The following is a 10,860-nucleotide window of genomic DNA, read 5'->3' as shown; positions in this document are numbered from 1 at the left end:
TAAACAATGAAAAATTTGGTTATGAGGTGGGTGTTGTTTTTAATGATATTATTGAAAAGTATAACAAGCTTTGCGCAGGATCATCTTTATTCCGAATTCTTTAACTCGCCATTATATCTTAACCCTGCACTTACCGGCCAATTTAAGGCCGATCTGCGGGTAGACTTGATCTATCGTAACCAATGGACAAATGTACCAGGGCCGCTATCCTATTTCACCGGGTCAATAGACTATAATATACCCAGGTTAGGTGGAGGTATCGGCCTTTTGTTTACCCGTGGCAGCGAAGGAACTGCGTATCTTGATAAAACAAATTTTTCAGCCCTTTACTCCTACAGTGTAGGTTCAGAGGATTTTGTTTTGTCGTTTGGATTGCAAGCCGGGATGACTAACCGCACGATAGACTATGGCAAGTTGATTTTTGCGAATCAGATCGATCCAACGCTTGGTATTATTCCCGGATCCTCTAATGCCGGAGACTTGCCTTTTAATAATAAATTTTATTTTGACACAGGCGTAGGCACCAACCTGGCTATTGGTGATTTTAATATCGGTGCCGCCGTTCAACATATTAATCAACCCAACGAATCATTTACAGGCATGCCTGATAAATTACCTATGCGTATTAACACTCATGTGAGTTACCGGTTGGATCTTAACAGCATGGACAATATGGACGATGACGATAAAACTTATGTAATACCCTCAGTAGTTTTTTACAAACAGTCGAATTTTGATTCCTATAGTGTTGGGGTACAATATAAACGACGTGGTGTAAATGTAGGTGTATCTTATCGCAGTGGTGCTGAAACCGGCCCGAGTGCTTTAGTGCTGTCTCTGATATTTGATATATTTGTTAATAGAGATGGTGCCGAAAAATTCCGTTTTGGAGTTAGCCACGATTCAGCTGTGCAAGGCCTTACTTATGGCAATACAGCAGGCAGTACAGAAGGTAGCCTTGGATATGAGACTACGTTACCTTCAAACGGTAATAATGATCCACCACGTTTTGAGGGAGCACACCGTTGTTATGAGTTTTATTAATTAACTTATATTCCTGCTTTACAAAAATGTGCCGGAAATCGTTCATCTTGTTGAATATTGACAGGAATGTTTTCTGAACACCGCACTTGCCGTATCTTTGTGCTGAAATGGAAAATATAAAAGAACCGGTAACAAGTGTGCAAGCACAAATTGGCAGATCACATTACCGTACCGTTGTAAAAATTGACAACCATACGCTAATTTCGGACGAGCCTATTACTATTGGGGGGATGAATGAAGGTCCGCATCCCCAGGGACTGTTGTTAGCAAGCCTTGGCAGTTGTACAGCAATTACCTTAAGAATGTACATTGACCGAAAGATGTGGGCTGTTGATGATATAACCGTGGACCTGCAATTATTTGAAGTTGATGGTGCTACAGTAATAGAAAAACAGCTGGGCTTTAAAGGCGAGCTATCTGAAGAGCAAAAAAGACGACTGGTACAAATAGCTGACGCCTGTCCTATTCATAAAATGTTAACAGGGGAAATTATTATTGATACCAGTTTACAATAAATAATATGTTAACAAAAAAGCATCCGGGTATATATCCGGATGCTTCAATCACTCTAAAACAATCACCTCTAAATTAAGAAGTATCTTTAATAAATATATTTGGAGAATATAGTATTGACCAACTAAATTAATTAGTCAAATATACCAAATTAATTTATTGTTAAATTAAAACACTCTGCTTTTTGACCTCGATGTGACAGTAGGTCAGTGCATTAAACCTTTAATAAATATATCGATCAGCATCAGGCGTTTCTTGTGAATTTCTTCCAGGTGCTCTTTCCTCGGAAAGCTATTCTTTTTATTATAACCGGCAGATCCGACTCTTACACCATGCAGAGCATCCAGCATAAGGTCAACAATTTCGCGGGCATTATCTACTAGTTTTATTTTACCGCGTGCAGCTTCAGCTTTAATTGCATTTCCCAATAAGTCCATTTCTGATTGGCGGATATGGTCAACTATTTCCCATATCATATCGGGCATATTTTGCTCATTAAGGCGGATATAGTCAAAAAAATTATAATTGTTAAGTATAAAATTATGATGCGTATCGATCTGGAATACAAATGCTTCTTTCAAATCATCAAATTGCGGTATTTTGTCTTCTAATGATTTAAGATATTCATTAGCTAGTTTGCGGGTGACAGCAATGTACAATTCACTTTTATCAGGAAAATAATAATACAGCAAAGCTTTGGACATTGATAGCGATCCTGCTATCTCATTCATGGTTGTTTTTGAATAGCCATAATGTAAAAACTGTTGATAAGCCGCCTCTAAAATCTTTTCCCTTTTTATATCCTGTTGATCGTTTCCTGAGCTCATTTCTTATAATATGACTTAATTACCTGTAGTACTTAGGGCTAATTCCTGACTTTTTTAACAAATCTATCAAAAATTCTATACATAATAATGTCATATTTACGCTTAAAATTAGTGAAAAGCTATGGCTGGCGCCGATGTTGAATGGCTGCCTGCCAATATTCCGATACTTATAGTTTGTATAACTGATGCCGACTTACTTTCATATCTTAATAACCTGCTATAGCAACATTAGTTTTTATGAATGAATTCCAGGAAAATTCAGAAGCAAAAAAGCCGCTCTGTGTATATGACAGAACGGCTTTGCAAATTTTATTATATATTTTATGCCATATCGCTAACTTCCAGTTCTTTTACTTCTTCAACCGTTTCCTTTTTATGGAATAGGCTTGATTTTATACGAACCCGGATGATATACATACACGGTACAAGTATCAGTGTTATAACGGTTGCAAAACCCAACCCGAATATCATTGTCCATGATAACGGTCCCCAGAAGGCAACGTTGTCTCCACCAAAATAGATATGTGGTTTAAATGAACTGAACAGCCCTGCAAAATCGATATTAAAACCAACAGCCAATGGGATCAGACCCAGCATGGCAGCAGTAGCAGTTAATAATACAGGTGTCATACGTGTACGTGCAGCTTCAACTACCGCATCATGTAAGCTTGCCCCCTGCTCTATCAGCATATCGGTAAATTCAACCAGTAAGATACCGTTTCGCACTACTACGCCTGCTAGCGCTATAATACCTACACCGGTCATTACAATTGAGATAGTCATGTGGAATATGCTCAATCCTAAAAATACGCCTATTATACTAAAGAAAATTTCGCTCAGGATAATAAAGGTTTTACCTATTGAGTTGAATTGTGTCATCAAAATGATCAGGATCAATCCAAATGATATTAACAATGCGGTACCGAGGAACGTTGCAGCTTCTGCCTGATCTTCCTGGCCACCACCCATATGGATGCTTACGCCTTCTGGTGTCTTAAAATCCTTAATCGCTTGTGCTATGCCTGCATTCACATCATTGACGTTACTTGATTTCAAAACATTAGAGCCTAGTGTAATTACGCGTCTTGATTGCTTATGCTTAATATTGGCATATGTATTGGTATACCTTATATCAGTAAAAGCAGAAATAGGTACTTGTCGTATAGAGCCACCAGTAGCCAAATCGCGATAAGTGATCTTTAAATTGCGAAGTGCATCGATATTATTACGCTGATCTTCCTGTGCACGCACGTCTATTTCATAATTGTCTTCTTTCGTATTTCTGAAATCGGATGCTTTATAGCCATATATAGAGGTAAATAAAGCAGAGTTTATCTGGGCTGTTGTTATGCCTTCGCGGTTGGCACGTTCTCTGTCAACATCAAACACGATTTCAGGCTTATCACTCTGTACATCGGGCACCAATAATTCTATACCTGCAATATTTTGCTTTTCGATGTATTTTTTTAGCCTATCGGTAGTATTTACCAATGTATCCAGGTTATCACCAATCAATTCAATACTAATATCTTTTTGAACGGGTGGTCCTGCGTTCTCTTGCGCTACTGAGATTTTAACTCCCGGAACACCCTGAACAGATTGACGTATCCTTTCCATCACCTTTTTGGTGTCCTTACCGTTACGTTTGCCAAACTCTACAAACGCTACGGTTATTTTACCTTTATTATAATAAGTACCCTGGTCCTCATCTGTAGGATCGGTTACACCAATAGAAACGTTGGAAATAATGGATGATACAATATCCTTATCCGGCTCAACGACATCAGCCACCTTTTTTTCGAGTTTTTTAACTACTTCATTGGTATAAGCCTGATCAGTACCAATTGGCATGGTCACATACACGTAGGTAAAGTTGGGATCACCCGCCGGGAAAAATTCCACTTTAGGACTACGGGCAACTGTGAAACCAATAGTGAATATAAACAAAACTACGATGCCCGTTAAAACCCAGTATGGCGAATGTACGGCGCGTTCAAGCCACCTGGCGTACCAAGTCTGAAAACGTGGCCAGGCATTCTTCTGAAACCTGTCAATGATTCGTAAAAGAAAGAAATGGTTTAATAGGTACAGGAAAGCTGCAAATACTACAAAATTACCCACGCCTACATTTATCCAATATCCCAATGCTGTGAAAATAGCCAGGAATATAAGTGAGCGAACCACCTTACGGTCGAATCTCGGATTGTCGTGCTCACCTTCGTGATGTGGCTTCATAAAATCAACTGCGAAAACAGGATTCATAATATAAGCAACAACCAACGAGGCAAGTAAAGTAATGATTAATGTGATCGGCAGGAAGAACATGAAATGGCCAATCAAACTGTTCCAGAAAGCTAATGGTACAAATGGTGCCAGCGTCGTCATGGTCCCTGAAAATACGGGCATAAATACTTCACCAGCGGCTATTTTGGCAGCCTGTTTAATTGGCACTGCACCATTTCTAAATATTCGATGTGTGTTTTCTATCACCACAATGGCATCGTCCACTACAATGCCCAATGCGAGTAAGAAGGAAAACAGAACGATCATGTTTAGTGTAAAACCTATCACCGGCATTATCAGGAAGGCTATAAAACATGATAGCGGAACAGAAAGCGCCACAAATATGGCGTTAGTGCTACCCATAAAAAACATCAGAATAATAGTTACCAGTATAAAGCCGATAACTATTGTATTGATCAAGTCATTAAGGGTTGTACGTGTTTTGTCAGACTGGTCACCAGTTACGGTAATGTTTAATCCTTTAGGGAATACCGTTTTTTGCTTTTGCGCTATTAAGGAGTTTATTTTATCAGAAGCTTCAATCAGGTTTTCGCCTGATCTTTTGCTGACATTTAAAGTAATAACATTTTTAAAGTCCCTGTTATCATTTGTTTTTAAACGAGCATAACTTTCCTGATCCTGAAAACCATCTTTTACAACCGCAATGTCACGCAGGTAAACCGCTTTCCCCTGCGGGTTCCTGATCACCATTGCCGCCACCTCATCTGCATTTTTAAAGTCTTCTTTTATATCTATGGCCCGCTGTATACCATCTGTTTTTATATTCCCCGCAGAGGATATAACGTTTTCTTTGCCTATGTCATTTATAATATCATCATAACTTACCTGGGCCGCTGTCATTTTATTCAGATCGACATTGATCTGTATATTAGGCTTTAAAGCACCCACTTCGTCCACTTTGGATATTTCCCTCATGGCTTCGATATCGTCTTTCAGGTTATCAGCGTATTCCTTTAATTTCTTCAGATCATAATCACCAGAAATATTGATATATAATATAGGCAAGTCAGCTACATTTATATCAGAAATTACAGATTCCTTTAACTGATTATCATTTTGAGGCAGGTCCTGCTTAGCTTTGTCTACAGCTTCCTTTACATCCCTCTTTGCATCTTTAATATCAATATTAGCGTTAAATTCCGCTGTAATGATTGAAACATTCTGTTGTGTATTTGAGGTGACCTTTTTTAAGCCTTTAAGCGATTTTAATTGCTTTTCGATCTGTTTGGTAACCAGTGTTTCAATATTTTGAGGTGATTGCCCTCCATAAGCAGTAGTTATAAAAACTTTGGATTGCGCTATATCTGGAAAATTCTCCTTTGGCAACCTGTTATAGCTTAACAAGCCAAGCACAGTAATTAAAAATATAATTACGTATACTGCTGTTTTATTATCGATTGCCCAGCTTGAGGGCTTAAATTCCTTTTCGAGATCTTTCATATCCGATCAATTTTAGATGAATTAATTAGCTGAAGATTGTGAAACCTTTATTTTGTCGCCATCCTGAACTTCGCTGCCTCCTGCGGTAATTAGCTGATCGCCATTGGTTAAGCCAGATAAAATTTCGATCTGTCCACCATAAGTAACACCTAATTTAACATTCTTTTTCTTAGCAGTACCATTTTGATTAACAAAAACATAATTGCCTGTTTCTGATCTCTGTACTGAATTCAGCGGGATCACAATGGCACCCTTATTGGTATAGTTAGCAACTTTTATAACGGCTGTCATATTAGGACGTAATGTTTTGCGTAAAGGTAGTTTGATCTCGATCCCAAAACTGCGTGATGCCTGATCAATTACTTTTGCAGCAAATGTTACTTTAGCCATCAATGAATCATTGGCATCAGGAACAACAACTTTTACATTATCACCCAACCTAACGCTGCTTGCGTAAGATTCAGGTACGTCAGCTTTGATCTTTAAAACATCTGCATTAACTATGCGTATGCCCGTTGCTCCCGGTGAAGCGATTTGTCCCAATTTCAGATCCATCTGGTCAACTGATCCGCTTATTGGTGAAACAATACGGTATAAGTCAGATTGCTGTTTTAACGAAGCTACTTGTTTTTCAGCTGATTCGAAATTGCTTTTTGCCTGCAGGTATTGTACTTCAGTACCTATTTTTTGATCCCAAAGGTTCTTTTGGCGTTGATAAACTGTTTGAGCCAGATTAGCCTGTGCCTGTGCTTGTCCAATATTTTGCAGCAAAACACTGTTATCTAATTGTGCCAATACCTGGCCTTTGCTTACACGATCACCCGCCTTAACATGCAATGCAGTAATTGAGCCTGAAGCCTGCGGGTAAGCAACCACGTTATCCTGTGCATCTATCCTACCCTGCAGTTGCACATAATTAGTAAAATTGCCGGGTTTTATTTCCTGTACATTTACCAGGGTGCTTTTAACAGAATCCTGTGTTCCTACCTCGGCCTGTAATTTTGCTATTTGAGAGTTAAGGTCGGCTTGTTGGGATTTCAATTTAGCCAATTCAGCTATTTTTGCATCTTTTCCTTTCGGCTGACTGCAGGCTGCAAGTAATAATATTGCCGGTATGTATAATAGTTTTTTCATATTCTTATATCTGTGTTGTGATTGATTTATTTAATTCTTCCGTATGCCTGATCAAGGTCAACCTTACTTAAAAGTGCATTGTATAAACCTTGTATATATTGATTATCAGCATCCTCAACAGCAGTTTGGGCTTGAGTAACTTCTATACTCGATCCAACTCCCTGCTGATACTTAATTTTAGAAACCCGAAGCACTTCTGCTGCTAATGCTCTGTTTTTTTTCTGGTCGTTTAATGTTTGCAAGCCATTTACAAATGAAACCCTGGCCTCAGTAATTTGAAGATTAATCGAATTCTTTATATTATAAATATCGTTTTGTGATTTCAGAACTGTTATTTCTGATTGTCTTACCTGGTTAAGATGTTGCCCCCCCGTAAAAATTGGAACACTTAAAGTAAGCCCTACATAAAGTGATGGAAAATTTTTCCTATAAAGATCACTAAAACCATTGCTTTGATAAGATGAAGCATAATTTCCATTAGCGGACAGCTTTGGTAAGAACTGTCCTTTTTTACTTTTTAAGTCATATTCATTTAACCTTTTTTGAGTCTCTAATAAGTCATATTCAATACGGTTACGATAAACAGTGGTATCATTAACTGCATCAGCTGAACTTACATCCAATTGGACATCGTCTAGCTTATCCTTTAGAGTCAGATTATTTTCAATTGGCATGCCCATTTGAAACTTAAGCACCTGATAGTTTAAAGCTAAGAGACGAATAGCATTTTCCCTGCTGGTTACTAAAGAATTATATTGATAGGTTATACGGTCCACATCAATCTTTTCAACAAAGCCTTGCTGATTTCTTGCTGCAGTTTCATCCAATTGTTGTTTAAGTTGATCAATATCTGCCTGGAGTAATTTTAATGCTTCTGCATTAACTAATACTTGATAGTACGCTTTAGTAACATTTACGTTTACTTCTATTTTTGAGCGGGTATAACTGCGTACATAAAGTTCTTTGTAAGTCTTGCGCGCCTGTAAACCAACAATATAATTAGGATCAAAAATGATCTGGTTTACATTTACACCTAAGTTGGATTGATATTGAACTGAAAATTGAACTTGTTTGAATGAACCGGAAGGTAATCCAAAAAACTCGCCGGGTATCAATGTGGTTGGTATTTTCAAATAATCCTGAAAATTTGCCGATCCGCTTATTTGCGGATAGCCTTGTCCTATAATCTCCTTTATATGATATTCAGCGCTCTTAACATCGAGATTTGCATTGATTACATCATTCTGATGGGCGTAAGCGTAATTTATACAATCGGCTACAGAAAAATCAGCCGGTGTAGTTTGTGGTGTTGCCTGCTGTGCCAGGCTATTAAAAGCCAGACCCGACAAAAACAACGTTAGTAAAAATATATTCTTCATATTTATATATTGTGTGGTGGTTTAATTCGTTTGTTTTTCTTATTGCTGTACAAAATTCAATTTCTTTGTGACAGCCCTATGTCAATAGGGTTAATTAATTTATTCGTGTATATTTTTATACTCATTTAATAATTTGTAACCCTTTAATGTGCAGATACCATAGTTAAAATGTTCCATAAATTGCTGTTGCACCTTCCATGTGTTAAATTCAGCTACCGGGAATACTGTGGCGTTAAAGCCCATTTCGACTTGTGCTACCCGCATCATCGCTATTATCTTCACATCTATCTCGGGTCTGATATAGCCTTGCTTAATTCCTTTTGTTAACAGTTCTTCCAGTGTATGTACCAATACTCCAGATTTAAAATTCTGAAACTGTTTCCAGGCATCAGGATGATATTTTTGAAGATCATGGATCACAATCGGATTTATTCTTGAAAATATCTCCTCAGAACATTTCATCATGTTTATCATTTCTTCAATCACATTACTTGATTGATTCATGATAGCACTCATCTGATCTTCATCTTCTTTTAGTTTTTTATTTACCAGGGCAACAACTAACTCATTTTTATCTTTAAAGAACTGGTAAATGGTTTTTTTAGACATACCCAGATGTTTTGCTACATCATCCATAGTTATGCTTTTGATGCCTGCTGTTAAGAAAAGCTCTTCGGCGCCTAATATTATTCTTTCTATTTGACTCATTGACTTAATAGGTCAAAACTAAGGAAACATTTTTTGATTTCAAAGTTTCCAACACAAATGACTTTTCCCAGACAATTTGATTTCAAAGTACTATTGCCGCATCTTGCTATCCCTATTGAATGCGGCTCTTAATTATTACCTTTGCGGAAAGTTTTAAAAATGACGCTTACAGCACTTTCTGCAATTTCTCCTATCGATGGCCGGTATCGAAACACTACATCAGAACTGGCAAATTATTTCTCAGAATATGCACTGATCAAATACAGGGTATTTGTTGAAATTGAATACTTTATTGCCTTATGCGAGCATCCTTTGCCACAGCTTCTTGATTTTGATAAAAAAGTATCAGAAAAGTTACGCGGCATTTATAAAAATTTTACAGAAAACGATGCGCAGTGTATAAAAGACATTGAAAAGATCACCAATCACGATGTAAAGGCGGTTGAATATTTTATCAAACAAGAATTTGATAAACTGGGCCTGGAGAAATATAAAGAGTTCATCCATTTTGGCTTAACATCACAGGATATCAACAATACTTCAATTCCATATAGTTTTAAATTGGCAATTGACAAATCCTATCTCCCTGCGCTTACTGAGCTATTAGATTTGCTAAAGAAATATGCCGCTGATTGGGCTAATTTGCCAATGTTGGCGCACACGCACGGCCAGCCAGCATCTCCTACCCGCCTGGGAAAAGAAATACAGGTTTTTGTTGAACGACTGGAAAGCCAGTTACGTTTATTAAAACAAGTACCTTATTCAGCTAAATTTGGCGGCGCTACCGGTAACTATAATGCCCACAATATTGCCTATCCAAACATCGACTGGAAAAAATTCGGCGACCATTTTGTGAATGATATTTTAGGCTTGAGCCGCTCTCAATTTACTACACAGATAGAGCACTATGATAATTTCGCTGCACAATGTGACGCAATGAAAAGGATCAACAATATCCTGATGGATCTTGATCGTGATATGTGGGCTTATATCTCCATGAATTATTTTAAGCAAAAGATAAAGGCAGGTGAAGTAGGCTCATCGGCTATGCCACACAAAGTAAATCCTATTGATTTTGAAAATTCAGAAGGTAATCTGGGTATTGCGAATGCATTATTTGAACACCTGGCTGCCAAATTACCTTTATCCCGTTTACAGCGAGATCTGACCGACTCTACGGTATTACGTAACATAGGTGTTCCTGTTGCTCATACATTGATCGCAATTAAATCGACCATTAAGGGGTTAAACAAATTATTACTTAACGAACCTGCGATAAATGCCCACCTGGAAGCTAACTGGGCCGTTGTTGCTGAAGCGATACAGACGATATTAAGACGCGAAGGTTACCCAAACCCGTATGAAGCATTAAAGGACTTAACACGCACCAACACAGAAATCAATGCTGAAACTATAGCAACCTTTGTAGAAACATTAGCGGTGAGTGATGAAGTTAAGACTGAAATTAAAAAGATAAGCCCTTCAAATTATACAGGTATTTGATGTGCAGA

Annotated in this window: 8 protein-coding genes; 3 read left to right on the top strand and 5 right to left on the bottom strand. The window is 37.8% G+C overall.

The genetic code is table 11. The features are described from left to right. Positions 1-6: 6 nt before the first annotated feature. Positions 7-1,044 carry a PorP/SprF family type IX secretion system membrane protein gene (locus ACPPVU_RS14375; protein WP_426667207.1) on the top strand — a complete coding sequence of 346 codons (1,038 nt, stop codon included), beginning with the start codon at positions 7-9 and terminating at the stop codon, positions 1,042-1,044. A gap of 107 nt (positions 1,045-1,151) precedes the next feature. Then, a complete protein-coding gene (locus ACPPVU_RS14370) occupies positions 1,152-1,559 on the top strand; it encodes an OsmC family protein (RefSeq protein WP_426667206.1) in 408 nt (135 codons plus the stop codon). 204 nt (positions 1,560-1,763) lie between these two features. Here the strand turns inward: ACPPVU_RS14370 and ACPPVU_RS14365 are convergent, their stop codons facing one another. The 5 genes from ACPPVU_RS14365 to ACPPVU_RS14345 form a co-directional block, all read right to left on the bottom strand. Further along, positions 1,764-2,384, bottom strand: a complete 621-nt coding sequence (locus ACPPVU_RS14365; protein WP_426667205.1) for a TetR/AcrR family transcriptional regulator — start codon at positions 2,382-2,384, stop codon at positions 1,764-1,766. A 321-nt stretch (positions 2,385-2,705) separates the two neighbouring features. Continuing rightward, entirely contained in the window at positions 2,706-6,128 is a 3,423-nt protein-coding gene (locus tag ACPPVU_RS14360; protein ID WP_426667204.1) for an efflux RND transporter permease subunit, read from the bottom strand. A 21-nt stretch (positions 6,129-6,149) separates the two neighbouring features. Continuing rightward, positions 6,150-7,262: an efflux RND transporter periplasmic adaptor subunit gene (locus ACPPVU_RS14355; RefSeq protein ID WP_426667203.1), complete on the bottom strand. Its 1,113-nt coding sequence runs from the start codon at positions 7,260-7,262 to the stop codon at positions 6,150-6,152. A 26-nt stretch (positions 7,263-7,288) separates the two neighbouring features. Continuing rightward, the gene (locus ACPPVU_RS14350; RefSeq protein ID WP_426667202.1) at positions 7,289-8,641 is read right to left on the bottom strand and encodes a TolC family protein; all 1,353 of its coding nucleotides are present in this window, start codon (positions 8,639-8,641) and stop codon (positions 7,289-7,291) included. A gap of 99 nt (positions 8,642-8,740) precedes the next feature. After that, positions 8,741-9,349, bottom strand: a complete 609-nt coding sequence (locus ACPPVU_RS14345) for a TetR/AcrR family transcriptional regulator (protein WP_426667201.1) — start codon at positions 9,347-9,349, stop codon at positions 8,741-8,743. 159 nt (positions 9,350-9,508) lie between these two features. Between ACPPVU_RS14345 and purB the strand changes: the two genes are divergently transcribed. Next, on the top strand, positions 9,509-10,852 hold the full coding sequence (gene purB, locus ACPPVU_RS14340) for an adenylosuccinate lyase (protein WP_426667200.1): 1,344 nt from the start codon (positions 9,509-9,511) through the stop codon (positions 10,850-10,852). Positions 10,853-10,860: the final 8 nt, after the last annotated feature.

The organism is Mucilaginibacter sp. McL0603 (genome assembly GCF_049992945.1).
Taxonomy (GTDB): Bacteria; Bacteroidota; Bacteroidia; order Sphingobacteriales; family Sphingobacteriaceae; genus Mucilaginibacter.
Note: the sequence above shows the minus strand (reverse complement) of the source record. Positions and strands in the feature narration are given on the sequence as shown.

Coding starts and splice junctions, on each gene's coding strand:
- ACPPVU_RS14375 (WP_426667207.1), top strand. CDS start 7: ATGAAAAATTTGGTTATGAGGTGGGTGTTGTTTTTAATGATATTATTG.
- ACPPVU_RS14370 (WP_426667206.1), top strand. CDS start 1,152: ATGGAAAATATAAAAGAACCGGTAACAAGTGTGCAAGCACAAATTGGC.
- ACPPVU_RS14360 (WP_426667204.1), bottom strand. CDS start 6,128: ATGAAAGATCTCGAAAAGGAATTTAAGCCCTCAAGCTGGGCAATCGAT.
- ACPPVU_RS14355 (WP_426667203.1), bottom strand. CDS start 7,262: ATGAAAAAACTATTATACATACCGGCAATATTATTACTTGCAGCCTGC.
- ACPPVU_RS14350 (WP_426667202.1), bottom strand. CDS start 8,641: ATGAAGAATATATTTTTACTAACGTTGTTTTTGTCGGGTCTGGCTTTT.
- purB (WP_426667200.1), top strand. CDS start 9,509: ATGACGCTTACAGCACTTTCTGCAATTTCTCCTATCGATGGCCGGTAT.
- ACPPVU_RS14365 (WP_426667205.1), bottom strand. CDS start 2,384: ATGAGCTCAGGAAACGATCAACAGGATATAAAAAGGGAAAAGATTTTA.
- ACPPVU_RS14345 (WP_426667201.1), bottom strand. CDS start 9,349: ATGAGTCAAATAGAAAGAATAATATTAGGCGCCGAAGAGCTTTTCTTA.